The sequence below is a fragment of the Streptomyces luteosporeus genome, from assembly GCF_039532865.1.
Lineage (GTDB): Bacteria > Actinomycetota > Actinomycetes > Streptomycetales > Streptomycetaceae > Streptomyces > Streptomyces luteosporeus.
Window position 1 is genome coordinate 266,788 of record NZ_BAAASL010000005.1, and the last position, 24,071, is coordinate 290,858.

22 protein-coding genes are annotated in these 24,071 nt (G+C 74.2%); 5 read left to right on the plus strand and 17 right to left on the minus strand.

Annotation, left to right across the window (positions count from 1 at the left end):
- Nucleotides 1-158: 158 nt before the first annotated feature.
- From pheT to infC, 7 genes are all read right to left on the minus strand, one after another.
- Nucleotides 159-2,669: a phenylalanine--tRNA ligase subunit beta gene (gene pheT, locus ABD361_RS08425; protein ID WP_344434210.1), complete on the minus strand. Its 2,511-nt coding sequence runs from the start codon at nucleotides 2,667-2,669 to the stop codon at nucleotides 159-161.
- Nucleotides 2,669-3,790: a phenylalanine--tRNA ligase subunit alpha gene (gene pheS / locus ABD361_RS08430; protein ID WP_344434211.1), complete on the minus strand. Its 1,122-nt coding sequence runs from the start codon at nucleotides 3,788-3,790 to the stop codon at nucleotides 2,669-2,671. The genes pheT and pheS overlap by 1 nt, the downstream gene beginning before the upstream one ends.
- A gap of 171 nt (nucleotides 3,791-3,961) precedes the next feature.
- Nucleotides 3,962-5,101, minus strand: a complete 1,140-nt coding sequence (locus tag ABD361_RS08435) for a sensor histidine kinase (protein ID WP_344434212.1) — start codon at nucleotides 5,099-5,101, stop codon at nucleotides 3,962-3,964.
- Between the two features lie 37 nt (nucleotides 5,102-5,138).
- On the minus strand, nucleotides 5,139-5,993 hold the full coding sequence (locus tag ABD361_RS08440; protein WP_344434213.1) for a TrmH family RNA methyltransferase: 855 nt from the start codon (nucleotides 5,991-5,993) through the stop codon (nucleotides 5,139-5,141).
- A gap of 114 nt (nucleotides 5,994-6,107) precedes the next feature.
- The gene (gene rplT, locus ABD361_RS08445; protein ID WP_344434214.1) at nucleotides 6,108-6,494 is read right to left on the minus strand and encodes a 50S ribosomal protein L20; all 387 of its coding nucleotides are present in this window, start codon (nucleotides 6,492-6,494) and stop codon (nucleotides 6,108-6,110) included.
- A 96-nt stretch (nucleotides 6,495-6,590) separates the two neighbouring features.
- The gene (gene rpmI, locus ABD361_RS08450; protein ID WP_099202169.1) at nucleotides 6,591-6,785 is read right to left on the minus strand and encodes a 50S ribosomal protein L35; all 195 of its coding nucleotides are present in this window, start codon (nucleotides 6,783-6,785) and stop codon (nucleotides 6,591-6,593) included.
- 132 nt (nucleotides 6,786-6,917) lie between these two features.
- Nucleotides 6,918-7,529 carry a translation initiation factor IF-3 gene (gene infC / locus ABD361_RS08455; protein ID WP_344434286.1) on the minus strand — a complete coding sequence of 204 codons (612 nt, stop codon included), beginning with the start codon at nucleotides 7,527-7,529 and terminating at the stop codon, nucleotides 6,918-6,920.
- A gap of 372 nt (nucleotides 7,530-7,901) precedes the next feature.
- Between infC and ABD361_RS08460 the strand changes: the two genes are divergently transcribed.
- The gene (locus ABD361_RS08460) at nucleotides 7,902-8,300 is read left to right on the plus strand and encodes a DUF1844 domain-containing protein (protein WP_344434215.1); all 399 of its coding nucleotides are present in this window, start codon (nucleotides 7,902-7,904) and stop codon (nucleotides 8,298-8,300) included.
- Here the strand turns inward: ABD361_RS08460 and ABD361_RS08465 are convergent.
- The 4 genes from ABD361_RS08465 to ABD361_RS08480 form a co-directional block, all read right to left on the minus strand.
- The gene (locus tag ABD361_RS08465) at nucleotides 8,291-9,166 is read right to left on the minus strand and encodes an aquaporin (RefSeq protein WP_344434217.1); all 876 of its coding nucleotides are present in this window, start codon (nucleotides 9,164-9,166) and stop codon (nucleotides 8,291-8,293) included. The two genes, ABD361_RS08460 and ABD361_RS08465, sit on opposite strands and share 10 nt — an antisense overlap.
- Before the next feature lie 83 nt (nucleotides 9,167-9,249).
- Complete coding sequence (locus tag ABD361_RS08470; RefSeq protein WP_344434218.1) at nucleotides 9,250-9,990, minus strand: SseB family protein; 741 nt, start codon at nucleotides 9,988-9,990, stop codon at nucleotides 9,250-9,252.
- A 123-nt stretch (nucleotides 9,991-10,113) separates the two neighbouring features.
- Nucleotides 10,114-11,268, minus strand: a complete 1,155-nt coding sequence (gene mycP, locus ABD361_RS08475) for a type VII secretion-associated serine protease mycosin (protein WP_344434219.1) — start codon at nucleotides 11,266-11,268, stop codon at nucleotides 10,114-10,116.
- Complete coding sequence (locus ABD361_RS08480) at nucleotides 11,265-12,296, minus strand: hypothetical protein (protein WP_344434220.1); 1,032 nt, start codon at nucleotides 12,294-12,296, stop codon at nucleotides 11,265-11,267. The genes mycP and ABD361_RS08480 overlap by 4 nt, the downstream gene beginning before the upstream one ends.
- Before the next feature lie 450 nt (nucleotides 12,297-12,746).
- Between ABD361_RS08480 and ABD361_RS08485 the strand changes: the two genes are divergently transcribed.
- Nucleotides 12,747-13,934, plus strand: a complete 1,188-nt coding sequence (locus tag ABD361_RS08485; protein ID WP_344434222.1) for an alanine racemase — start codon at nucleotides 12,747-12,749, stop codon at nucleotides 13,932-13,934.
- Nucleotides 13,935-13,938: 4 nt separating this feature from the next.
- Here the strand turns inward: ABD361_RS08485 and ABD361_RS08490 are convergent, their stop codons facing one another.
- The 5 genes from ABD361_RS08490 to ABD361_RS08510 all read right to left on the minus strand — a co-directional run bounded on the left by ABD361_RS08490 (nucleotide 13,939) and on the right by ABD361_RS08510 (nucleotide 20,013).
- The gene (locus ABD361_RS08490; RefSeq protein ID WP_344434223.1) at nucleotides 13,939-14,988 is read right to left on the minus strand and encodes a zinc-binding dehydrogenase; all 1,050 of its coding nucleotides are present in this window, start codon (nucleotides 14,986-14,988) and stop codon (nucleotides 13,939-13,941) included.
- Nucleotides 14,989-15,091: 103 nt separating this feature from the next.
- Nucleotides 15,092-16,360 carry an HAD family hydrolase gene (locus tag ABD361_RS08495; RefSeq protein WP_344434224.1) on the minus strand — a complete coding sequence of 423 codons (1,269 nt, stop codon included), beginning with the start codon at nucleotides 16,358-16,360 and terminating at the stop codon, nucleotides 15,092-15,094.
- A 90-nt stretch (nucleotides 16,361-16,450) separates the two neighbouring features.
- Nucleotides 16,451-17,236 (minus strand): 3-oxoacyl-ACP reductase, encoded by a 786-nt coding sequence (locus ABD361_RS08500; RefSeq protein WP_344434225.1) that lies wholly within the window; start codon nucleotides 17,234-17,236, stop codon nucleotides 16,451-16,453.
- The gene (locus ABD361_RS08505) at nucleotides 17,237-18,637 is read right to left on the minus strand and encodes an aldehyde dehydrogenase family protein (RefSeq protein WP_361748004.1); all 1,401 of its coding nucleotides are present in this window, start codon (nucleotides 18,635-18,637) and stop codon (nucleotides 17,237-17,239) included.
- Between the two features lie 8 nt (nucleotides 18,638-18,645).
- Complete coding sequence (locus ABD361_RS08510) at nucleotides 18,646-20,013, minus strand: glutamine synthetase family protein (RefSeq protein WP_344434227.1); 1,368 nt, start codon at nucleotides 20,011-20,013, stop codon at nucleotides 18,646-18,648.
- A gap of 74 nt (nucleotides 20,014-20,087) precedes the next feature.
- Here ABD361_RS08510 and ABD361_RS08515 point away from each other — a divergent pair, with 74 nt between their 5' ends.
- The 3 genes from ABD361_RS08515 to ABD361_RS08525 all read left to right on the plus strand — a co-directional run bounded on the left by ABD361_RS08515 (nucleotide 20,088) and on the right by ABD361_RS08525 (nucleotide 23,109).
- Entirely contained in the window at nucleotides 20,088-20,828 is a 741-nt protein-coding gene (locus ABD361_RS08515; RefSeq protein ID WP_344434228.1) for a FadR/GntR family transcriptional regulator, read from the plus strand.
- 110 nt (nucleotides 20,829-20,938) lie between these two features.
- Nucleotides 20,939-22,402, plus strand: a complete 1,464-nt coding sequence (eat, locus tag ABD361_RS08520; protein WP_344434230.1) for an ethanolamine permease — start codon at nucleotides 20,939-20,941, stop codon at nucleotides 22,400-22,402.
- Complete coding sequence (locus ABD361_RS08525) at nucleotides 22,402-23,109, plus strand: gamma-glutamyl-gamma-aminobutyrate hydrolase family protein (RefSeq protein ID WP_344434231.1); 708 nt, start codon at nucleotides 22,402-22,404, stop codon at nucleotides 23,107-23,109. The genes eat and ABD361_RS08525 overlap by 1 nt, the downstream gene beginning before the upstream one ends.
- On the opposite strand, the gene ABD361_RS08530 is transcribed toward ABD361_RS08525, so the two are convergent.
- Entirely contained in the window at nucleotides 23,100-24,023 is a 924-nt protein-coding gene (locus ABD361_RS08530) for a LysR family transcriptional regulator (protein ID WP_344434232.1), read from the minus strand. The two genes, ABD361_RS08525 and ABD361_RS08530, sit on opposite strands and share 10 nt — an antisense overlap.
- Nucleotides 24,024-24,071: the final 48 nt, after the last annotated feature.

A 24,071-nucleotide genomic window follows, 5' to 3' on the forward strand; every position in this document is an offset into this window, starting at 1 on the left:
CGCGCACGATTCTTGCGGAGGGGGCGCCGGGAAGTAACGACCTGAGGGAGCGATTCCACCCCATTGAGTGACGCTCCCCGTCCGCCTCGCTGATGGGGCGTGAGACGCCGAGGGGCGCCCCGGGAATCCGGGGCGCCCCTGACGGGTGCGTGCGGTGGTTACGCTCCGCGCAGCACCGCGCCGGTGCGCTCGACCGCGGCCTGCACGGCCGCCTCACGGGCCGCGCTGGCCTCGTCGGCGGTCAGGGTGCGGTCCGCGGCGCGGAAGCGCAGCGCGTAGGCCAGCGACTTCTTGCCGGCGCCGAGCTGGGCGCCGGTGAAGACGTCGAACAGGCGCAGCGACTCCAGGAGCTCGCCGGCGCCGGCGCGCAGGGCGGCCTCGACGTCCCGGGCGGCGACGGACGCGTCGACGACGAGCGCGACGTCCTGGGTGGCGACGGGGAACGCCGACACCTTCGGCGCCTGCACCGCACCGGTGCCGGCGCGCTCCAGCACGTCCAGGTCGATCTCCATCGCGCAGGTGCGCTCCGGCAGGCCGAAGGCCTTCACGACGCGCGGGTGCAGCTCGCCGGCACCGCCGACGCGCACCTCCTCGCCGCCGGTGGCGACGAACAGCGCCGCGCAGCGGCCCGGGTGGAACGGCGCCTGCTGGTCCTGGCGGACGATCAGCTCGACACCGGCCTCGCGGGCGACGGTGCGGGCGGCCTCGATCGCCTCCGCCCAGGTGGCCGGGCGGCCCTTGCCCCACCAGCCGTCGCGCTCGGCGGCGCCGGCGAGGACGACGGCCGCGTGGCGCGGCTGCCGGGGCAGCGCGGCGTTCAGCCCCGCGACCTCCTCGTCGGTGGGCCGGCGGTCGACGGGCAGCCGGACGGGGTTGGTCTCCTCGCCGGTGGGCAGGAAGACCAGGCCGGTCTCGAAGAGCGCGAGGTCGTGCTCGCCGCGGCTGTCGTTGCGGCGCAGGGCGGCGAACAGCCCCGGCAGCAGCGTGGTGCGCAGCGCCGGCTCGGCCTCGGAGAGCGGGTTGGCCAGGCGCACGGTGGACCGGCGGGCGTCGTCGGCCTCCAGGCCCAGGTGGTCCAGGGCCCAGTCCCCGATGAAGGGGTAGTTGAGCACCTCGGTGTAGCCGGCGCCGGCCAGCGCCCGGCCGGTGCGGCGGTGCAGCCGCTGCCGGTGGGTCAGGCCGCGGCCCGCGGGGGGCTTGGGCAGGGTGGCCGGCAGGGCGGCGTAGCCCTCCAGCCGGATGACCTCCTCGGCGAGGTCGTTGGGGTCGGTGAGGTCCGGGCGCCAGCTGGGCACGGTGACGATCAGCTCGTCCTGCCCGTAGACGTCGCAGCCGACCTCCTGCAGGCGGCGCACCACGGTCTCGCGGCCGTACTCGACGCCGGCGACGCGGTCGGGGTGGTCCGCGCGCATCGGGATCGTGCGGGGGCCGCTGGGCGCGACGACCTCGGTGACGCCGGCCTCGGCGGTGCCGCCGGCGAGCAGCACCAGCAGGTCGACGGCGCGCTGGGCGGCCGCGGAGGTCGCCTGCGGGTCGACGCCGCGCTCGAAGCGGCGGGAGGCCTCGGAGGACAGCTTGTGCCGGCGGGCGGCCCGGGCGATGGCGACCGGGTCGAAGTGCGCGGCCTCGATGACGACCTCGGTGGAGCCCTGGGCCGCACCGTGGTCGGCGATCTCGGTGTCGGCGCCGCCCATGATGCCGGCGAGGCCGATGGGGCCGCGCTGGTCGGTGATGACCAGGTCCTCGGCGTCCAGCACGCGCTTGGTGCCGTCGAGGGTGGTGAGCTTCTCGCCGGGCTCGGCGCGGCGCACGCCGATCGCCCCGTCCAGGCGGGAGCGGTCGTAGGCGTGCAGGGGCTGGCCCAGTTCGAGCATCACGTAGTTGGTGATGTCGACGGTGAGGGAGACCGGGCGCATGCCGGCCTTCTGCAGGCGGCGCTGCAGCCAGATCGGGGAGCGGGCCTCGGGGTCGATGCCGGTGACCGTGCGGGCGGTGAAGCGGTCGCAGCCGGAGGGGTCGGCGACGGTGACCGGGTGGCCGTAGCTGTTGGGCGCGGGGACGTCCAGCAGGGCCGGGTCGCGCAGCGGCAGGCCGTAGGCGGTGGCGGCCTCGCGGGCGATGCCGCGCAGGGACAGGCAGTAGCCGCGGTCGGGGGTGACGGCGATGTCGAGGACCTCGTCGACGAGCTGCAGCAGCTCGATGGCGTCGGTGCCGACCTCGTGCTCCGGGGAGAGCACGATGATGCCGTGGGTGCCGTCGTCGCCCATGCCCAGCTCGTCGCCGGAGCAGATCATGCCGCGCGAGACCTTGCCGTAGGTCTTGCGCTCGGCGATGGCGAAGTCACCGGGCAGCACGGCGCCGGGCAGCGCCACGACGACCTTGTCGCCGGCGGTGAAGTTGCGGGCGCCGCAGACGATCTCCTGCGGCTCGCCGGTGCCGTTGGCCTGCCCGACGTCGACGGTGCAGAAGCGGATGGGCTTGCGGAAGCCCTCCAGCTCCTCGATGGTGGCGACCTTGCCGACGACGAGGGGGCCGGTGATGTCGGAGCCGAGCTGCTCGACGCGCTCGACCTCCAGGCCGGCGGCGATGAGCTTGGCCTGCACGTCGCGGCCGGTCTCGCCCGCCGGCAGGTCGACGTATTCCCGCAGCCAGGAAAGCGGGGCGCGCATCAGATCTCCATCCCGAACGGCCGGGTGAAGCGCACGTCACCCTCGACCATGTCTCGCATGTCCTCGACGTTGTGGCGGAACATCAGCATCCGCTCGATGCCGAACCCGAAGGCGAAGCCGCTGTACTTCTCCGGGTCGATGCCCGCGGCGATGAGCACGCGCGGGTTGACCATGCCGCAGCCGCCCAGCTCGATCCAGCCCTCGCTGGAGCAGGTGCGGCAGGGGCGCTCGGGGTTGCCCACCGACTCGCCGCGGCAGACGTAGCACTGCATGTCCAGCTCGGCCGACGGCTCGGTGAAGGGGAAGTAGTTCGGGCGCAGCCGCGTGGTCAGCCCCTCGCCGAACAGCGAGCGCACCATGTGCTCGATGGTGCCCTTGAGGTCGGCCATGGTCAGGCCCTCGTCGATGGCGAGGAGCTCGACCTGGGTGAAGACGGGGGTGTGGGTGGCGTCCAGCTCGTCGGTGCGGTAGACGCGGCCCGGGCACACCACGTAGATGGGGGGCTCGCGGTCGAGCATGGAGCGGACCTGCACCGGGGAGGTGTGGGTGCGCATGACCACGCCGGATTCCGTCTTCTTGTCGCGTCCCTGGACGAAGAAGGTGTCCTGCATGGCGCGGGCCGGGTGGTCCGGCTCGAAGTTCAGGGCGTCGAAGTTGAACCACTCCGCCTCGACCTCGGGGCCCTCGGCGACCTCGTAGCCCATGGCCACGAAGATGTCCTCGATGCGCTCGCAGAGCGTGGTGATCGGGTGGCGGGCGCCGGTGGGCACGCGGTCGTACGGCAGGGTGACGTCCACCGCCTCCTCGACCAGGACGCGCGCGTCGCGCTCCGCCTCGAGCTCCGCCTGCCGGGCGGCGAGGGCCTTGGTGACGGCACCGCGGGCCATGCCCACGCGCTTGCCGGCGTCGGCCTTGGCCTGCGGGGGCAGGGCGCCGATCTCGCGGTTGGCGAGGGCGAGCGGGGAGCGGTCGCCCATGTGGGCGGCCTTGGCCTCCTTGAGGGCTTCGAGGTCGGCGGCCGCGGCGAAGGCGGCGAGCGCCTCGTCCCGCATGCGCTCGATCTCTTCCGGTTTCAGTGCCTCGACCTCGACAGGGTCGTACGACTTATTGGGTGCCGACATCTCTTCCCGTGCTTCCGATTAGCTGGCGTGGAGCTTGGCTGCGCTGCGCGGCTCGGCCCTTCCTTGGCCAAAGGTGGTGCCAAAGGTGCCAAAGGTCGAGTCTAAGGGTCCCATGCGGTGGGGCGGGCCCGCGGGCCGTTGCTTGTGGCCCCGCCCAGCCTGCGGCCCGTTTCAGGCCTGGGTGAAGAACGCCGGGGCGGCCACGGGCAGCGTGAAGCGGAACTGCGCGCCGCCCCGGGCGGCCCGGCCCACCGTGATCGTGCCGCCGTGGGCCTCGACGATGCCCTTGACGATGTACAGCCCGAGGCCGGTGCCGCCGCGCTTGGACCCGCGCCAGAAGCGGGTGAAGACGCGGGCCATGGCTTCCTCCGGGATACCGGGGCCCTCGTCGCTCACGGTGACCGCCGTGCCTGCGGCGCGAGCCTTCAGCTGTGCTGGTGACACCTCTATGGTGACGACTCCCTCGCCGTGGCGCACGGCGTTTTCCAGGAGGTTGCCGAGGACCTGGTCGACCTTGTCGGGATCGGCCCACAGCTCGGGCAGCGGCTCGGTGACCTCGATCCGGAAGCGGTCGGGGCGCAGCCCGGCGCGGGTGTAGGCCTCGACGTGCCGGCGCACGGCGGCGGCCATGTCCACGGGCTGCCGGCGCACCTCCAGCCGCCCGGAGTCGATGCGGGAGATGTCGAGGAGCTCGGCGATGAGCCGGGTGACGCGGTCGGCGTCGGCGTCGACGGTCTGCAGCATCAGCTGCTTCTGGTCGTCGGTGAAGCGCTCCCACTTCGCCAGCAGCGTCGCGGTGAAGCCCTTGACGGAGGTCAGGGGCGAGCGCAGCTCGTGGGCGACGGTGGCGATCAGCTCGGCGTGGCTGCGCTCGGTGCGCCGGCGTGCCTCGGTGCCGCGCAGCTGGACCACGAGCCGGACGACGGGGCCGCCGGGGTGCTCGCGCACGTAGCGGGCGGAGACGAGCACCTGCCGGCCGCCGGGCAGCAGCAGGTTGCGCTCGGGCTGGCCGGTGCGGGTGGCCAGGCCCCCGTACGGGTCGGTCAGCGCCCACCAGCGGCGGCCGTCGAGGTCCTCCAGGGGCAGCACGGCCTCCAGCTGCCGGCCCACCGCGTCGGCGGCGCGCACCGCGGTGATCCGCGCGGCGGCGGCGTTGAAGCAGGTCACCCGGCCGGTGGCGTCGACGACGACCAGCCCGTCGGGCAGGTCGTCGGCGCTGACGACGGCAGGCGCGAGGGACCCGTGAGCGCCGGACGAGGCGGTCGGACAGGTGCCGACCACCGCGCTCCCGGAAGTCCTGACGTTCCTCATACCGCACCCCCTCCCGAGCCCCCGGAGCGCCACCCTACTAGCTGGAGGTCACGGAGCGGCACCCTCCGGACGCGCGCTGCGCACGGGCGGAGGCGTACAGGCACACCGCAGCGGCGGTGGCGAGGTTCAGGGACTCGGCCTTGCCGTGGATCGGCACCCGCACCACCGCGTCGGCCAGCGCCCGGGTCTCCTCGGGCAGGCCCCAGGCCTCGTTGCCGAAGATCCAGGCGGTGGCGTCGCCCATGGCGCCGCGGTCGAGCTCGGCGTCCAGGTCGCGGTCACCGGCCCCGTCGGCGGCCAGGATGCGCACGCCCGCGGCCTTCAGGCCGCGCACGGCCTGCTCGACGGGGACGCCGACGGCCACCGGCAGGTGGAACAGGGAGCCGACCGAGGCCCGTACCGACTTGGGGTTGTACAGGTCGACCGAGGCGTCGGTGAGCACGACGGCGTCGGCGCCGGCGGCGTCCGCGCAGCGCAGCACGGTGCCGGCGTTGCCGGGGTCGCGCACGTGCGCCAGGACGGCCACCAGGCGGGGGCGGGCGGCGAGGATCTCGTCGAAGGGCGAGTCCAGGAAGCGGCAGACGCCGACCAGGCCCTGGGGGGTGACGGTCTGCGACAGGTCGGCGATCACGTCGTCGCAGGCGAGGTGGAAGCGCACCCCGGCGGCGCGGGCGGCCTCGACGATCTCGGTGTGGCGCTCGGCGGCCTCGACGGTGGCGAAGAGCTCGACCAGGGTCGGCTCGCCCCCGCTGGTGTGGGCGATGGCCTCGCGCACCGCCTGCGGGCCCTCGGCGATGAACCGGCGCTCCTTGACCCGGGAACTGCGCTTGGCCAGCTTGCGCGCGGCGACGACGCGGGGGGAGCGCGGGGAGATCAGCTCGGGGGTGCCCATGGGCGGCGGCTCACTTCGGGTGGGACGAACGGGTACGGGGCAGGGGGCCGAACGCCAGCGGACCCGCAGGCCGCGGGGGCCTGCGGGTCCGCTGGACGCCTCGCGGGCGCCGGATCAGGCGGCGGCCTTCGGGGCGTTGACGTCGGCCGGCAGCGCCTTCTGGGCCACCTCGACGAGCGCGGCGAACGCGTTCATGTCGTTGACAGCGAGCTCGGCCAGCATCTTGCGGTCGATCTCGATGTTGGCGGCCTTCAGACCCTGGATGAGGCGGTTGTACGTCATGCCGTTCTGGCGGGCAGCGGCGTTGATGCGCTGGATCCACAGCTGACGGAAGTCGCCCTTGCGCTTCTTGCGGTCGTTGTAGTTGTAGACCAGCGAGTGGGTGACCTGCTCCTTGGCCTTGCGGTACAGGCGGGAGCGCTGACCGCGGTAGCCGCTGGCCTGCTCGAGGATCGCCCGGCGCTTCTTGTGCGCGTTGACTGCGCGCTTGACGCGTGCCACTTGATTAACTCCTTGTAGCGGGGCCGTGGTGCGTTCTCACACGGCCCGGAAACGATTGGGTCCCGGTGTGTCGTTCAGGCGCCGTGGCGCCGGACGTCACTTGCCGAGAAGCTTCTTGATCTTCGCGGCGTCGGCCGGGGCCATCTCGGCGTTGCCGGTGAGGCGACGCGTCAGGCGGGACGACTTGTGCTCGAGCAGGTGGCGCTTGCCAGCGCGCTCACGCAGCACCTTGCCGGAGCCGGTGACCTTGAAGCGCTTCTTGGCACCGCTGTGCGTCTTGTTCTTCGGCATAGCGCCGTTCTCTCCTCGTCGGTGGCACTCCCGGGCCCGGGTGAGGGCGCACTGGAGCGTCATCTTGTTCGGGTTGCTTCCCGGAGCGTTACCGCCCCGGGGCGATCCGGGGCCGGAAAGCCGGCCCCGGGATCACGCCTCTGCGTCTGCGGGCTCCTCGGCGGCGCTGCCGCCCTGGCGCTCCGCCTTGCGGGCGGCCTGCGCCTCGCGGGCCTCGGCCATCGCCTCGGTCTTCTTCTTGTGCGGACCGAGGACCATGATCATGTTGCGTCCGTCCTGCTTGGGGTTCGACTCGACGAAACCCAGCTCCTGGACGTCCTCCGCGAGACGCTGCAGCAGTCGGTAGCCCAGCTCGGGGCGGGACTGCTCACGGCCACGGAACATGATCGTGATCTTGACCTTGTCGCCCTGCTTGAGGAACCGGACGACGTGACCCTTCTTGGTGTCGTAGTCGTGCGGGTCGATCTTCGGCCGGAGCTTCATCTCCTTGATGACCGTGTGCGCCTGGTTCTTGCGCGCCTCACGGGCCTTCATGGCCGACTCGTACTTGAACTTCCCGTAGTCCATGAGCTTGCAGACCGGCGGGCGTGCGTTCGCCGCCACCTCGACCAGGTCGAGGTCGTACTCCTGCGCAAGCTCCAGTGCCTTGGCAAGCGGCACGATGCCGACCTGCTCACCACTGGGACCGACAAGTCGCACCTCGGGGACGCGGATCCGGTCGTTGATGCGGGGCTCGGCGCTGATGGGGCCTCCTCGGTAGCACCACGCGGCGCCCTCGCGGGAGCCACGTCACGTCTTTACGTAGACCAACCGCGTCGGCACAACAAAAATGCCCCGACGGGCACAGGCGGGGCTCCATGAAACCGGAACACCGCCACGGCATGCCGCGGGGCGCATCGGACGGCTCCATCGTCCGTACGGAACGATGGCGGCCGTCTGACCGGAAGACCTGCCGACCCGTGGCCGGCGAGGTGGGAGATCGGAGCTCCACTTGTGGGCCGGGCCCGTGTGGGTCACACACGTGTCCAGCCGGTCGTTGCACAACTCTATCAGCTGGTGAGCGGGCGTGCGAACCGGTGGCGAACCGATACGGCTACGGGACGTATCGTGTCGCCCATGAGCGACACGACGCCCACCGGCCCCACGGGCAACCACGACGAGCCCTCGGCGCAGGACACGGCCCCCGACTTCGACGCCATGACCCGCGACATCGCGGACGTGCCCGCCGTCGAGGTGATCACCACGGTCGCCGTGCACCTGATGAGCGCGGCGGCGGTCAACCTCGGACTCGCCGAGGAGGGCGAGGAGCACAAGGACCTCGACGAGGCCCGCAAGCTGATCACCGCCCTCGCCGGGCTGGTCACCGCCAGCGCCACCGAGGTCAGCAACTTCCACGCGGCCCCGCTGCGCGACGGCCTGAAGTCGCTGCAGCTGGCCTTCCGCGAGGCCTCCGTCGTCCCGGACGAGCCGGGCCAGGGCCCCGGCGAGAAGTTCACCGGCCCGGTCTACGCCTGACCGCGATTGCCCCCGGACCCGGTCGCCGGACCGGCGTCGTCATTGGCCCGCCCGCCGAAGTGCGGGCGGTCCGGCCGCCCCTCCCCCGGGCCGGCCAGCGGCTCCGGCTCGGCGACGTCGTCCGCCACGTTGGCCCGGCCGTGCGGCGGGTGCGTCACCCGGTTCGCGAACGCGGCCAGCGCGGCACCGATCAGCGGTGCGACGATGAACAGCCACAGCTGCGAGAGCGCCGCGCCGCCCGCGAAGAGCGCCGGCCCCAGGCTGCGGGCCAGGTTCACCGAGGTGCCCGTCAGCGGCACGCCCACGATGTGCACCACGCCCAGGGCCAGGCCGACGGCCAGCCCGTCGAAGCCGACCATGGCCACCCGGTGGGTCACCGACAGCCACACGAAGACGAACAGGAAGGTCATCACGACCTCCGCCAGGAACGCGCCCCCGGCACCCAGGTGCACCGCCGAGCGGTTCCCGTAGCCGTTGCTGCCGAAGGCGCCGTCCGTCTTGAGTCCCGGCACCTGCTTGGCCAGCAGGAAGAGCACCGCCGCGCCCACGATCCCGCCCACCAGCTGCGCGATCCAGTACTCGATCGCCGTGTGCAGGGAGATCCGGCGCTGCAGCAGCATCCCCAGCGTCACGGACGGGTTGAGATGACAGCCCGAGACCGGGCCGAGGGCGTACGCGAGGGCCAGAAGAGTGAAGCCGAAGGCCAGCGCGATGCCGAGCACGCCGATGTAATCGGCGGCGAGGACCACCGATCCGACGGCGAAGAAGACCAGCAGCGCCGTACCGAGGAATTCGGCGCTGATCGTGCGGGTCGTGACCGGGTCGAGGCGCTCAAAGGCCGGTTTCACGTTCTTCAGGGCGTCCATGGCGTCCTCCCGAGGATCTCGTGGACCGTCCACCTCGCATTGTCGGACGATCCCCTTCCGGGCGCCTGCCGAGCCCTCCCCGGTCAGCGGCGGTAGAACGCCTCCCCGGCCCCGCCGGCCCCCGGCGGCAGCAGCGCCAGGTCCAGGCCCCGTACGAGCCGGGCGCGCAGCACCTCGTCCGCCGCCACCCCCTCGGCGACACCCCGCAGCACCTCCGGCGCGGCGGCCTGCGGATCCGTCTCGACGGCCAGCGTGCCGTCCGCCTCCGCGGAGGCCACCAGATACGCGCGCAGCACGCCCGGGCACGCCGCCAGCACCGTGCGCAGCGCCTCGGTCACGGCCGGGTCCGCCAGCGGATCGGTGCTCTCCCGGCCCTCGGCCAGCGCCAGCAGCGCCGGGCCGGTCAGCGGGTAAGCGACGGGGCCGGCCAGGTCGAGGACGATCGTGTCCGCCTTCTCGTGCGCGGCGGCCTGCAGCGCCTGGTGCAGCGGCACCGCCACGGGCCGGGCGTCCGCGCGCCACCGCCGGAGCGTCTCCATCGAGGTGAACGCGGGCAGCGCCCGCCGGCCGTCCGGCGCCTGCAGCGTCGGCACGGCCATGTCGCTGGTCTTCTCCCGCTTCAGCCCGTCCGGGCCCTCCTCGACCTCCCCGAGCACCGCCACCACGGGCACCAGCAGCCGCGCCCCGCGCAACGCCCCCAGCACCCGCCGCTCGGCCCCCGGCTCCCGCCCGGCCCCCCAGGCGGCCAGCGCCGCGGCCAGTGCGGGATCGGCGGAGCCGTCGTCGTCGGAGAAACCGGGATCGGGAATGTTCTTGAGCGCCACGCCCCGAGGGTATCCGGTGCGGTTCGCCGTGCCGGCCGCGGATGCCGGGGCGCCCCGTAGGGGCGCGGGGAACTGCGCGACAAGCCACGACGCGCCCGCAGGCGACACTGTCCGCGCCCCGCGCTAACTGCGGCGGCGCCGCCACAGCACGCCCGCCGCGGCCAGCAGCAGCACGCCCGCCGCGCCGGCCCCGAGGGCCGGGGGCGTGAGGCGGAACGCCGAGGCCGTGGGGCGGGGGCCGTGGGGGCCGCCGGCGAAGTAGCGGGGGGCGGGCGGCGGGGGCGGGTCCGCGGGCAGGGCGCGGGCGCGCGCCAGCGCGGCGGCCGGATCGATCAGCCCCGCCCCCAGGTCGTCGCTGCGGCCTCCGTCGGGCGCGTCCTTGGCCGTCGCCGTCAGGACGCGCCGTACCTGCGCCGCCGTCAGGCCCGGGCGCGCCGCCTTGAGCAGGGCCGCCGTCCCGGAGACGAACGCGGCCGCCGCGCTCGTGCCCCAGCCCTCGTAGTAGCGGCGGTCCGGATCGGCGATCACGACATCGACGCCGGGGGCGCTGACGGTGGCGTACCAGCGGCGGGTGGAGAAGGGGGCGCGGTTGCCGTAGCGGTCGACGGCGGCCACCGCGATCACGCCGGGGTAGGCCGCCGGGTACGAGACGTGGTCGCCGTTCTCGCCGCCGTTGCCCGCCGAGGCGACGACCACGGCGCCCTTGCGCAGGGCGTACTGCACGGCGGCGTCCTCGCGCGGCTCGGGGTGGGCGGTGTCGCTGTCGTCGCCGAGGGAGAGGTTGATGACGTCGGCGCCGTGGTCGGCGGCCCAGCGGATGCCGTCGGCCAGCGCGCTGCCACGGGCGCCGCGGGCCCGCGAGCGGGCCGGGTCGCCGTCCTCCAGGATCACCCGCACCGGCAGGATGCGGGCCTGCGGCGCCACCCCGACGACGCCGTCGGCGTCGCCGTCGCCGTGCCCGCGGCCGGCGATGATGCCGGCCATGGCCGTGCCGTGCCGGGCCCAGGCCCGCTCGCCGGGCTCGGCGCCGAAGCCGACCAGGTCCTTGCCGGGCAGCACCCGGCCCCGCAGGTCGGGGTGGGTCTCGTCGACCCCGGTGTCCAGGACGGCCACGGTGATGCCGGCGCCCTTGGTGGTGCGCCACGCGTCCTGCACGCGCAGCGAGTCCAGCGCCCACTCCTGCGTGCGTATCGCGTCGGCCCGCGCGGGCGGTGCGGCCAGCACGGCCACGGCGAGCGTGCCGGCGAGGGCCGCGAGGGCGCGGCGGCGGGCGGTCACCGGCTCTCCGGTTCGCGCCCGTGGGCCGCGTCGCGGAAGGCGCGTTCGGCCGCGTCCGCCAGGGCGCGCGCGTCGTGCCCCAGGCCCGCCTGGGCCGGGACCTCGGTGGCGCCGGGTGCCACGGCCCCGGCCGCCGGCTGCGGCACCACGCCCGTGCGGGCGTCGGCGAAGCCGGAGACGGCGTAGACGACGGCCGGGACGTCCGTCAGGACGCCGATGTGCCAGCTGGCCCGCTGGCCGTCCGCGAATCCGGCGGCCGGTGTGCCGGGTACGGCGTAGGGGCGGGGCATCAGGTCCGCGCGCCGGTCCAGGTGCTCGCCGGCGAAGCGGTCGCGCAGCGCGTTCATCGCCGGCGCGTCGGCCTCGGTGACCAGCACGCCGACCGTGGTGACGGTCGACGACGTGGCGTCGGCGTAGGTCGCGCGCAGCAACCGTTTGCAGCCGACGGGCGCGAGCGCTTTGGCGAGGAGGGGATCGAAGGCCCCCGCGCAGCCGCTGTCGGGGGCGACGCCCACGCGGTTCCAGTCGCGCGGGGCCCCGCCGGGCCCGGCCGCCTCGGCGTGCACGGCGGGCGGGAAGAGCCGGTCGACGGGCACCTCACGCCAGACGGTGGCCCCCCGCGCGTACGCCTGCTCCTCGGCCGAGCCGCCCATGTCGTCGGCGGCAAGGCAACTCCCGGCGACGGCCCCGGCGATGAGGCCCAGCCCGAGCACGAGACACAGGGCGACGCCGAGAACCCCGCGCCGCCGCGCCCCTGCGGGGGGCCGGGCGGGAGCGGTGTGCGGCTGCCCGTACGCCGCGGGCGGGACGCCGGGGCGCGGCGGCACCACGGCCCTTCCGGGCAGGACCGGCCCCGCGGCCGCGCCGGCGGACGGCGCAGCCGCCGGAACCTCGTCGGCCGCGCGTGCGGACCCGAGCGGGCTCGGCCCGGCCGAGCCCGGCGCCGTGGCCACCGCCGCGGCGGCCGAACCCGCGGGTGCCGCGCGCCTCGGCGCAGCGGCGTGCGCCGCCGGCTGCTGAAGCGGCACCGCGGCATGCGGGGCCGGCTCGGGTGCGATCGTGCGCGACGAGGCCGGGGCAACCGCCTGAACGGCACCGGGCATCCGCCCCGGCGATGGCACCACCGGGGCAGCCGGGTGCGTGGCCGTCCCGGCCGGGGCCGCGGGCGCCGCACGCCCCGGCACGGCCGCCTGCGCCGCCGGCCGGGGCGGCACCGCGGGCGGGACCGGTCGTACGGGAAGCCCAGTGGCAGACGGCACGGCAGACGGCTCCGCTTCGGTGCTCACCCTGCGCTTCCCCTCGTCAGCCGGCTCGCCGCAAGCACTGAAATGAGCACCGAACCGCCCTATGCCGGACATGCGCCCCGGCCTGGCAAGGCCGTGGCGTGCGCGCCACTTTACGGTGCCCGGTGCGGCGCCTGCCATTCACCCGGGCGCCGCCTCTACCCGGGCCGGGCACGCTCTGGCAGGCTTCGCGCCATGTCGTCCGAGCGAGCACGTCTCGACAAGGCCACCGCGCATCTGGACGCTCCGCTCGCGGTGGTGGATCTGCGGGCGTTCGACGCGAATGCCGCCGATCTGGTGCGCCGGGCCGGCGGGAAGCCGGTGCGGGTGGCGAGCAAGTCGGTGCGCTGCCGGGCGTTGCTGGAGCGGGTGCTGGCGTGCGAGGGGTTCGCCGGGGTGATGGCGTACACGCTCGCGGAGGCGCTGTGGCTGGCGCGTTCGGGTGTGGAGGACGTGCTGGTGGCCTATCCGTCCGCCGATCGCGCCGGGTTCGCGGAGCTGACGGGCGATGCGAAGCTGGCGGGCGCCGTGACGGTGATGGTGGACGATCCGGCGCAGCTGACGTGGATGGAGGCGGCCCGTACGGGGGGCGAAGAGGTGCGGGTGTGCCTGGAGTTGGACACGTCGCTGCGGCTGCTGGGCGGGCGGGTGCGCGTCGGCGCGCTGCGTTCGCCGGTGGCGAGCGCGGAGCGGCTGGCGGAGCTGGCGGGGGCGGTGGCCCGCCGGCCGGGGTTCCGTCTGGTGGGACTGATGGCCTATGAGGCGCACGTGGCCGGGGTGGGGGATGCGGTGGCGGGGCATCCGCTGCGGTCGCGGGCGGTGCGGTTGATGCAGTCCGTGGCGCGTGAACGGCTGGCGTCCTTGCGGGCGCGGGCGGTGCGGGCGGTACGCGAGGTGGCGGAGCTGGAGTTCGTCAACGGTGGCGGTACGGGCAGCGTGCAGTACACGGCGGCGGAGGCCGTGGTGACGGAGGTCGCCGCGGGTTCCGGCCTGTACGTGCCGCGGCTGTTCGACGACTTCTCCTCCTTCCGCGGCCGTCCGGCCGCCCTGTTCGCCCTGCCGGTGGTGCGCCGTCCCGGGGTGGGCGTGGTGACGGTGCTGGGCGGGGGCTACCCGGCGTCGGGGGCGGCGGGCCGGGACCGGTTGCCGGTGCCGTACCTGCCCGAGGGGCTGCGGCTGGTGGCGCGGGAGGGGGCGGGCGAGGTGCAGACCCCGCTGCTGGGGACGCCCGCCGACGACCTGCTGATCGGTGACAAGGTGTGGTTCCGGCACGCGAAGGCGGGCGAGTTGTGCGAGCGCTTCGCCGCGCTGCACCTGGTGGACGGCGACCGGGTGGTGCGGACGGTACCCACCTATCGGGGCGAGGGCCACACCTTCTTGTAGGACCTCACGGCACCAGGACGATCCGCACGGGGTCGCCCGTCTTCGTCCGCAGCTGCTCCACGCCCTGCGCCGCTTCGGCGAGCGGCAGGGTGGCGGTAATGGAGTCGCGCAGGTCCAGCCGGTGCAGGCGGGCGAGGGCGACGAGTTCCTCGACGTGGGCGGGGGCGGAGCCGTAGTGGCCGAGGACGTGTTGTTCGCGGTAGCTGAAGGCGATGCTGTTGGTGACGGTCAGCGGTTCGCGGCCCAGTCCGACGAGGACGAGCCGGCCTCCGTGGCTCAGGCAGCGCACGGCCTGGTCGCGGACGGCCGCCACGCCGGCGAAGTCGAGGGCGAGGTCGAGGCCGCGGCCCGCGGTGGCCGCCAGGACGTGGTCGCGCAGGGCGGGGTCGGCGGGGTCGAGGGCGAGGTCGGCGCCGGCGGCGAGGGCACGGTCGCGGGCGGAGGCCAGCGGGTCGACGGCGACGACGGGTGCGGCGCCGGCGAGGCGCAGGAGTTGGACGGCGTGGGTGCCGAGCCCGCCGATGCCCCAGACGCCGGCCGGGCGGCCGGGGCGCACCTGTCCGGTGGTGGTGATGGCGGCCCAGGGGGTGGAGACGGCGTCGGGGATGACGGCGGCCTGGGCGAAGGGCAGGTCGTCGGGCAGGGCGACGAGGGTGTGCGCGGAGGCGAGCGCGTAGTGGGCCCAGCCGCCGTCGTAGTCGACGCCGCGGGTGCGGACGGCCGGGCAGGGCTCGAAGCGTGTGCAGGCGGCGCAGGAGCCGCAGCGTTCGCCGGCCTGCAGCAGCACGCGTTGGCCCACGGTCCAGGGGCCGGGCACGCCGGGGCCGAGGGCGTTGATGATGCCGGCGGTCTCGTGTCCGAGGGTGACCTTGTCCGCCGTGGCGTGCACCGGGGTGAGGCTGCCGTCGATGAGGTGGACGTCGGACAGGCAGATGCCGGCGGCCTTGACCTCGATCCGGACCTGGCCCGGGCCGGGCTCGGGCACGGGGACGTCCTCGACGGCGAAGGTGCCGGTCCTCAAGTCGAGTCGTGCGGCCTGCATGGTGTCGGTCATGAGCGGAGCTTCGCCGAGCCCGGCGCTGTGACGCAAGGGGGCGCGGGGGCCGGTGGTACCGATGCCCACCGGCCCCCTGACGGTACGTCATACCGACGAGGCGTCAGAAAGCCTTGTCCACCTGGTCGGGGATGACGCTGCCGTCGGCGCGCCGTACGGGCACGTGCGTGCCGTCCTCGGCCGTGGCGCCGGTCGTGGAGCAGGGGTAGCTGCCGGACTTGCGCGGCATCGGGTCGATGAACATGGGGTTGGCGACCCAGCGGCCGTCGGCGTCGTCGTACGCGCGGCACATCAGCTCGGACTTGTTGCGGTTGATGGCCACGTGGGCGCCGGTGGCGTCGTTCACGAACGTCACGTCGGTGTCGGCGTCGCCCGCGCCGAGCGCGATGCGGTGGTCGACGTCCTGCTGCTGCCAGGCGGCGGCGCCCTTGATCTTGAAGATCTCCTGGTTGATCATGCAGCGCTTGCCGTCCATGTACGGCAGGGCGTCACCGCGGCCGGTCTCGACGCCGCCGCAGCCCTTGATGCGGGCGGTGAGCTTGCCGTGCTCGGTGATGGTGCGGATGCCGATGGTGTGCTTGCGGTCCAGGCCCACGCCGCTCGACCAGGCCTCGGCGATCGGCTCGGAGGAGGCGGAGACGATGTAGACGTCGAAGCCGGCCTTCTTGAGCGTGGCGATGAGGTTCTTCTGCTGGTCGTAGTAGCGGATGTAGCCGGCGATGGTGTGGGTGCCCACCGTCTGCTTCGTCCCGATGGGGGCGGCGAGCTGCTCGGCACGCGCCTGCCGGGCGAAGGAGGTCAGGGCGGCCGGGGTGTGGCCGGCGAAGAGCTGCGGGATCCAGGCATAGGCGGGGACGGTGCGGCGGTGGTTCCAGTCGCCCGCGAAGGCCGGCTCGCCGGCCATGGTCTGCGACTTCTCGCGGATCTCGAAGATCTCGTCCGTGCAGGCGGTGTTCCTGGAGGTGGGCAGCGGCCGGCCGACGGGCACGGCGGTGCCGCAGGCCCTGGTCAGCGCCGCCTCGGCGGCGGGGGTGAGCCAGGCGCTGGTGTCGCTCCAGCGCTCGGGCCGCAGGATCTTGTCGTGCTTGAGCGCCCAGGCGAGCGTGGCGTCGGTGATGTCGTTCTTGACGACGGTGTTGTCCCAGTCGAAGGCGGCGACGGGGCGGGGGCCGCCCTTGCCGGAGCAGGTGCCGCGCTCGTCGATCATCTTCTGCAGCCTGGCGCGGTTGTCGCCGGACCAGGGGAGGTTCGCATCCAGCTGCGGGCAGGTGGCGGCGGGCGTGTGGCGGGCGGGCGCCGCGGTGGCGGGGACGGGGGCCATGAGGGCGGCGGCGACGGCGAGACCGGCGGCTATGGCGGACTTGTGGCGCATGTGCTCTCTTCGGTGCATGGACGGCGGCTGCGCGCCGGGACCGGACCGGCGACTGCGGCCCTTCCGGTCCCGGCTCTACGATCATGGACCTTACAGCGGGGTGACGTACGCCCCCGCGATGCCTCCGTCGACGAGGAACTCGGCGGCGTTGACGAAGGACGCGTCGTCGCTGGCGAGGAACGCGACCGCCGCGGCGATCTCCTCCGGCTCGGCGAACCGGCCCACCGGCACGTGCACCAGGCGGCGCGCGGCCCGCTCGGGGTCCTTGGCGAACAGCTCCTTCAGCAGCGGGGTGTTCACCGGCCCCGGGCACAGGGCGTTGACGCGGATGCCCTCGCGGGCGAACTGCACGCCCAGCTCCCGCGACATCGCGAGCACGCCGCCCTTGGAGGCGGTGTAGCTGATCTGGGAGGTGGCCGCGCCCATCACGGCGACGAAGGAGGCGGTGTTGATGATGGAGCCCCTGCCCTGGCGGCGCATGTAGGGCAGGACGGCCTTGCAGCACAGGTAGACGGAGGTGAGGTTGACCTCCTGGACGCGCTTCCACGCCTCCAGTCCGGTCTCCAGGATCGAGTCGTCGTCGGGCGGGGAGATGCCGGCGTTGTTGAAGGCGACGTCGACCGATCCGTACGTGTCGTGGGCGGCCCGGAAGAGCGCCTCCACCTGCTCGGGGTCGGTGACGTCGACCTTGACGAACAGTCCTCCGGTCTCCTGCGCGGCGGCCTTGCCGGCGCTGTCGTCGATGTCGGCGCACACGACGTGGGCGCCCTCGGAGGCGAGCCGTCGCGCCGTGGCCAGGCCGATGCCGCTGCCGGCTCCGGTGACGACGGCGGTACGGCCCACCAGGCGGCGGCACACTGCGGTCCGGTCGGTCACTCAGTCCTCCTGGGTGCTGATGAAGACGTTCTTGGTCTCGGTGAAGGCGGCCAGCGCCCCCGGGCCCAGCTCGCGGCCGAGGCCGGACTGCTTGAAGCCGCCGAAGGGGGTCCAGTAGCGGACGCTGGAGTGGGAGTTGACGGAGAGGTTGCCGGCGGCGACGGCCCGGGACATCCGCAGGGCGCGGGAGACGTCACGGGTCCACAGCGAGCCGGAGAGCCCGTAGGCGGTGTCGTTCGCCAGCCGTACGGCCTCGTCCTCGTCCTCGAAGGGGATGACGACGGCGACGGGCCCGAAGACCTCCTCGCGTGCGACGCGGTCCCCGGGGCCGGCCTCCAGCACGGTCGCGGGGTACCAGTAGCCCTTGCCGGCGGGTGCTTCGCCGCGGATGGCCGCGGGCGCGGACTCCGGGACGTAGGAGCGGACGCGCTCGCGGTGCGCGGCGGAGATCAGCGGGCCCATCTGCGTGGCCGGGTCGGCGGGGTCGCCCACGACGAAGGACTTCACGGCCGGCTCCAGCAATTGGAGGAAGCGGTCGTACACCTCGCGCTGGACGAGGATGCGGCTGCGCGCGCAGCAGTCCTGGCCCGTGTTGTCGAGGAAGGAGCCCGGTGCGGCGGCCGCGGCGCGTTCGAGGTCGGCGTCGGCGAAGACGATGTTGGGGCTCTTGCCGCCGAGTTCGAGGGTCACGCGTTTCACGTCGTCCGCGCAGGCGGCCATGATGCGCTTGCCGACGGCGGTGGAGCCGGTGAAGACGACCTTGGCCACGCCCGGGTGGCGCACCAGGGCGTCGCCCGCCACGGGCCCGGCCCCGGGCAGTACCTGGAACAGGCCGTCCGGCAGTCCGGCCGCCAGGGCCAGCTCCGCCAGGCGCAGGGCGGTCAGCGGGGTCGTCTCGGCGGGTTTGAGGACGACGGCGTTGCCGGCGGCGAGGGCGGGGGCCAGGGCCCAGGCGGCGATGGGCATCGGGAAGTTCCAGGGGGCGATGACCGCGACGACGCCGAGGGGTTCGTGGAAGGTGACGTCGAGCCCGCCGGCGACGGGGATCTGGCTGCCGGTGAGCCGCTCGATGCCGCCTGCGGCGTACTCCAGCAGGTCGCGGGCGTTGCCCGCCTCCCAGCGGGCGTTGCCGATCGGGTGGCCGGCCTCGCGCACCTCCAGGTGGGCGAGCTCCTCCAGGTGCTCGTCGACGGCGGCGGCGAAGCGGCGCAGCTGCCGGGCCCGGTCGCCGGGGGCCAGGGCCGCCCAGCGCTGCTGGGCGGTCGCGGCCCGCCGGACGGCGGCGTCGGCCTCCGGCCGCGAGGTGGCCGGCACGGTGGCGATGATCTCTTCGGTGGCGGGGTTGACGACGTCGTGCTGGTGCGGGTGGGCGTCGTCGTGCTCGTTGGCGTACGCGTGCAACTGCGGCCTCACATGCGCTCGAAGGAGCGGAAGCGCTCCCAGTCCGTGACGGCCGTGTCGTACGCCTGCTGTTCGACACGGGCCATGTTCAGGTAGTGCTCGACCACCTCGTCGCCGAAGGCGGCCCGGGCCAGGGGGCTGGCCTCCCACAGCTCGGCGGCCTCGCGCAGCGTGCCGGGCACGTGCGGGGCGTCGCCGGTGTAGGCGTTGCCGGTGCTGGGGTGGGGGAGCTCCAGCTCGTGCTCGACGCCGTACAGTCCGGCGGCGACCATGCCGGCGACGGCGAGGTAGGGGTTGACGTCGCCGCCGGGGAGCCGGTTCTCGAAGCGGTGGGAGGCGCCGTGGCCGACGACCCGCAGGGCGCAGGTGCGGTTGTCCGGGCCCCAGGCGACGGCGGTGGGGGCGAAGGAGCCGGGCCTGAAGCGCTTGTAGGAGTTGATGTTGGGGGCGTAGAGCAGGGTGAAGTCGCGCAGGGCGGCGAGCTGTCCGGCCAGGAAGTGCCGCATCAGCGGGGACATGCCGTACGGGTCGGACGCGTCGGCGAGGACGGGGCGGCCGGCCTCGTCGCGCAGCGAGAGGTGGATGTGGCAGGAGTTGCCCTCGCGCTCGTTGAACTTCGCCATGAAGGTCAGGGCCATGCCCTCCTGGGCGGCGATCTCCTTGGCGCCCGTCTTGTAGACGGCGTGCTGGTCGCAGGTGGCGAGGGCCTCGTCGTAGCGGAAGGCGATCTCGTGCTGGCCGAGGTTGCACTCGCCCTTGGCCGACTCCACCGTCATGCCGGCGGCGCCCATCTCGTTGCGGATGCGGCGCAGCAGGGGTTCGACGCGGCCGGTGCCGAGGACGGAGTAGTCGCAGTTGTACTGGTTGGCGGGGGTCAGGTCGCGGTAGCCGCGGTTCCAGGCGGCCTCGTAGGTGTCGCGGAAGACGATGAACTCCAGCTCCGTGCCCACGTACGCGCTCCAGCCGTGCTCGGCCAGCCGGTCCAGCTGGCGGCGCAGGATCTGCCGCGGGGAGGCGAGCACGGGCGAGCCGTCGTGCCAGGCGAGGTCGGCGGTCATCAGCGCGGTGCCGGGGTTCCAGGGGGTGCGGCGCAAGGTGGCCGCATCGCCGTGCAGGGCGAAGTCGCCGTAGCCGCGCTCCCAGGACGACATGGCGTAGCCGTCCACGGTGTTGAGGTCGACGTCCACGGCGAGCAGGTAGTTGCAGCCCTCGGTGCCGTGCCCGAGGACGTCGTCGAGGAAGAACCGGGCGGCGAACCGCTTGCCCTGCAGCCGCCCCTGCATGTCCGTGAAGGCGAGCACGACGGTGTCGATCTCCCCCGAGTCCACGAGCCGGCGCAGCTCGTCGACCGGGAGCGGGGGTATGCGGTCTGCCACAGCGGGGCCTCCTGTCGGGTACGACCGGAGGTCTTAAGGTAGGGCTGCAGACCATTGATTGGGAAGGGGGAGGGATGAACGGAAGCGCACCGCAGGGATCTTCGACTGCGGACCGGCTGTCGCCCGTGCTGCGCCCGGTACGGGCCGGCAACGGCTTCGAGGAGGCCCTGGAGCAGATACTCCAGGTCATGCGCCTGGGCCTGGTGGCCGAAGGCGAACGGCTGCCCGCCGAGCGCGAGTTGGCCGACCGGCTGCGCGTGAGCCGGGTGACGCTGCGCGAGGTGCTGAAGGTGCTGCAGGAGCAGGGCCTGGTGGAGAGCCGGCGCGGCCGCTACGGCGGTACGTTCGTGCTGGCCCGGCCCGGGACGGCGGGCGAGGAGGAGCTGCGGCGGCGCCTTGCGGGCATCGATCTGGAGGACACGCTGCGCTTCCGCGAGGTGCTGGAGGTGGGGGCCGCCGGGCTGTGCGCCGCGCACGGCCTGTCCGGGGAGGGTGCCGAGCGGCTGCGCGCGGCGCTCGCCGCGACGCACGACGCGCCGCTGGCGGACTACCGGCGCCGTGACACGCTGCTGCACCTGACGCTGGCCGAGCTGTCGGGCTCCCCGTCGCTGGCCGCGCAGTACGCCGCCGTCCGCGCCTCGGTCAACGACCTGCTCGACTGCATCCCGCTGCTCGTGCGCAACCTGGAGCACTCGCAGCAGCAGCACACGGCCCTGGTCGAGGCGGTACTGGACGGCGATGCGGACGGGGCGCGCGAGGTGATGCGCGAGCACTGCTGCGGAACGGCAGCCCTGTTGCGGGGGTTTCTGGCATAAGGCCCCTGCAGTTACGCGGGTTTAACGCAAGGGGGTTGCCCAACCGCCGTCGACAGGGCAAAGGTATGGCGCATTACCTTTACCCCGCCCGCGGCAGGCAGGAGCGGCCCATGCCCGAACGCACCCAGTCCCCCGGCGCACCACCGGCCCCCGCCGGCCCCGACGATTCCTACCTGGAGAAGCGCTCGCTGCGCCGGGGCAGCGCGGGCCCCCTCCTGCTGACCGGCCTGGGCGTCGCCTACGTCGTCTCCGGCGACTACTCCGGCTGGAACTTCGGCCTGGCCGAGGGCGGGTTCGGCGGGCTCGCCGCGGCCGCGGTCCTGATGGGCCTGATGTACACGTGCATGGTCTTCTCCCTCGCCGAGCTCGCCGCCGTCCTGCCCACGGCGGGCGGCGGCTACGGTTTCGCCCGGCGGGCGCTGGGCCCCTGGGGCGGCTTCCTGACGGGCACCGCGATCCTCATCGAGTACGTCCTCGCCCCCGCGGCGATCTCCCTGTTCATCGGCGACTACGTCGCGTCGCTGCACCTGTTCGGGCTCACCTCCTCCTGGCCGGTGTACCTGGCCTGCTTCGTCGTGTTCATCGGCATCCACCTGTGGGGCGTGGGCGAGGCCCTGCGCTTCAGCTTCGTGGTGACCGGGGTGGCGGTGGCGGCGCTGCTCGTCTTCGCCGTCGGCGCGTTCGCCCGCTTCGACGCGGGCCGCCTGAACGACATCCCGGCCGACCCGCACGCCTTCGCGTCCTCCTCCTGGCTGCCCTTCGGGCTGCTCGGCATCTGGGCGGCGTTCCCCTTCGGCATGTGGTTCTTCCTCGGCGTCGAGGGCGTGCCGCTGGCCGCCGAGGAGACCCGTGACCCGGCCAGGACGCTGCCGAGGGCGATGGCCACCTCGATGGGCATCCTGCTGCTCCTGGCCCTGCTCGCCTTCCTCGCCGCCACCGGCGCGGGCGGCGCCGACGCGCTCAAGGACGCCGGCAACCCCCTGGTCACCGCCGTGCAGCCGGACAGGCACGCCACCGTGCTGGGCCGGATCGTCAACTACGCGGGCCTGGCGGGCCTCGTGGCGTCCTTCTTCTCCCTCATCTACGCCGGCTCCCGCCAGCTCTTCGCCCTCTCCCGCGCTGGCTACCTGCCGCGCTTCCTGTCCCTCACCAGCCGCCGCAAGGCCCCCTGGCTCGGCCTGCTGGTGCCCGGCGCGATCGGCTTCACCCTCGCGGCGGTCACGGGCGACGGGGCGCGCATGCTCAACGTGGCCGTCTTCGGCGCCACCATCTCGTACGCGCTGATGTCGCTGTCGCACATCGTGCTGCGCCGCCGTGAACCGGGGCTCGCGCGGCCGTACCGTACCCCCGGCGGGACGCTCACCTCCTCGGTCGCGCTCGTCCTGGCGTGTGCGGCCCTGGTGGCGACGTTCCTGGTGGACGTGACGGCGGCGCTGATCGCGCTGGCCGTCTACGCGGTCGCCGCCGCGTACTTCGGCCTCTACAGCCGGCACCACCTGGTGGCGAGCGCGCCGGAGGAGGAGTTCGCCGCGCTCGCGGCGGCGGAGGCGGAACTGGAGCGAAAGGACGACTGATGCGCCGGACGCGGCCCCTGATCGGCATCACCACCTATCTCACCCGTGCCCGCTGGGGAGCCTGGGACTGCCCCGCGGCCCTGCTCCCAGCCCTGTACACCGCGCACGTCCAGCGCGCCGGCGGTGCGGTGCTCATGCTGCCGCCCGACGATCCGGCGCACGCCGCGGAGCTCCTCGGCGCGGTGGACGGCCTGGTCCTGGCGGGCGGCGACGACCTGGACCCGGCCCTGTACGACGCCGTGGCGCACCCGCGCACGGGCGCACCGGTGCCCGAGCGCGACCGCTGGGAGCTGGGCCTGCTGGAGGCGGCCTTGGAAGCCGACGTACCGGTGCTGGGCATCTGCCGCGGCATGCAGCTGATGAACGTCCAGGCGGGCGGCACCCTGTGCCAGCACCTGCCGGACGAGGTCGGCCACACCGGTCACAATCCGGCCCCCGGCGCCTTCCACGACCACGCCGTCGTCCCCGTCCCCGGCACCCTCACCGCCTCCCTGCTGCCGGCCCGCACGGACGTGGCCACGCACCACCACCAGGCGGTCGCCGACGTCGGCAAGGACCTCGCCGTCTCGGCCCACGCCGACGACGGCACCGTGGAGGCCGTCGAGTACGAAGGCCGCGCCTTCGCCCTCGGCGTCCAGTGGCACCCGGAGGCCCGCGACGACCTGCGGCTGGCGAAGGCGCTGGTCAGGGCGGCGGCTCAGTCCTGACCGGCGGTCAGCCCCAGCAGCTCCCGGGCCGGCCCGGCCGGGCGGTGGCCCGCGGGCCAGACCGCGCGCAGGGTGCGGTGCAGGCGGACGCCGGCCACCGGGACCTCGACCAGGCGGTGGGCGGCGAGCTCCTCGGTCACCGCGAGCTCGCTGAGGACGGAGGGGCCCGCGCCACTGACCACGGCGGCCTTGACAGCGGTGGTGGAGGCGAGTTCGAGCAAGGGGGCGGTGGCGCCGTCGTGGGCGGCGAGGGCCGCGTCGAGGACCTGGCGGGTGCCCGAGCCGCGCTCGCGCAGGATCAGCGGCGCCGCGGCCAGTTCGGCGGCCGGCAGGGGGGCGCGGCGGCGGGCCCAGGGGTGGCCGGGCGCGGTGACCACGACCAGCCGGTCGCGGGCCACCACCGCGCCCTCCAGGCCGGGCGGCACGTCCAGGCCCTCGACGAAGCCGAGGTCGGCCTCGCCCGCCAGCAGGCGCTCGGCCACGGCCGCCGAGTTGCCGGTGTGCAGGGAGACGGCCGTGTCCGGGCGCCGGGTGCGCAGCGCTATGAGCCAGCCGGGCAGCAGGTACTCGGCGATCGTCATGCTGGCCGCGACGCGCAGCCGGGCGTCGCGGCGCTCGCGCAGGGCGCGGGCGCCGGCGTCGAAGGCCTCGGCGGCCTCGACGATGCGCCGGGCCCAGTCGGTGACCAGGACACCGGCCTCGGTCAGGCGCGAGCCGCGCGGGGAGCGGTCGACGAGGGCGACGCCGAGGAGCCGTTCGAGGGCGCGCACCCGGCCGCTCGCCGCGGGCTGGGTGATGCCGAGCTCGCGGGCCGCCCGGCCCAGGCTGCCCAGGCGGGCGACGGCCAGCAGCAGTTCCAGGGCGGCCAGGTCGGGGACCCGGTGCGACAGCGGTGCCGGCGGGGGCGAGCTCATAAAGCCAGTTTATGAGCTCATAGCCGCGTACTCTCTACCGGCACCTTC

What these genes read in the sequence shown, in the direction of transcription:
- ABD361_RS08530 (WP_344434232.1), bottom strand. Translation starts at nt 24,023, where the DNA reads ATGAGCTCGCCCCCGCCGGCACCGCTGTCGCACCGGGTCCCCGACCTG.
- ABD361_RS08460 (WP_344434215.1), top strand. Translation starts at nt 7,902, where the DNA reads ATGAGCGACACGACGCCCACCGGCCCCACGGGCAACCACGACGAGCCC.
- pheS (WP_344434211.1), bottom strand. Translation starts at nt 3,790, where the DNA reads ATGTCGGCACCCAATAAGTCGTACGACCCTGTCGAGGTCGAGGCACTG.
- ABD361_RS08515 (WP_344434228.1), top strand. Translation starts at nt 20,088, where the DNA reads ATGAACGGAAGCGCACCGCAGGGATCTTCGACTGCGGACCGGCTGTCG.
- rpmI (WP_099202169.1), bottom strand. Translation starts at nt 6,785, where the DNA reads ATGCCGAAGAACAAGACGCACAGCGGTGCCAAGAAGCGCTTCAAGGTC.
- ABD361_RS08490 (WP_344434223.1), bottom strand. Translation starts at nt 14,988, where the DNA reads ATGACCGACACCATGCAGGCCGCACGACTCGACTTGAGGACCGGCACC.
- ABD361_RS08440 (WP_344434213.1), bottom strand. Translation starts at nt 5,993, where the DNA reads ATGGGCACCCCCGAGCTGATCTCCCCGCGCTCCCCCCGCGTCGTCGCC.
- ABD361_RS08485 (WP_344434222.1), top strand. Translation starts at nt 12,747, where the DNA reads ATGTCGTCCGAGCGAGCACGTCTCGACAAGGCCACCGCGCATCTGGAC.
- ABD361_RS08465 (WP_344434217.1), bottom strand. Translation starts at nt 9,166, where the DNA reads ATGGACGCCCTGAAGAACGTGAAACCGGCCTTTGAGCGCCTCGACCCG.
- ABD361_RS08525 (WP_344434231.1), top strand. Translation starts at nt 22,402, where the DNA reads ATGCGCCGGACGCGGCCCCTGATCGGCATCACCACCTATCTCACCCGT.
- pheT (WP_344434210.1), bottom strand. Translation starts at nt 2,669, where the DNA reads ATGCGCGCCCCGCTTTCCTGGCTGCGGGAATACGTCGACCTGCCGGCG.
- eat (WP_344434230.1), top strand. Translation starts at nt 20,939, where the DNA reads ATGCCCGAACGCACCCAGTCCCCCGGCGCACCACCGGCCCCCGCCGGC.
- ABD361_RS08435 (WP_344434212.1), bottom strand. Translation starts at nt 5,101, where the DNA reads ATGAGGAACGTCAGGACTTCCGGGAGCGCGGTGGTCGGCACCTGTCCG.
- ABD361_RS08495 (WP_344434224.1), bottom strand. Translation starts at nt 16,360, where the DNA reads ATGCGCCACAAGTCCGCCATAGCCGCCGGTCTCGCCGTCGCCGCCGCC.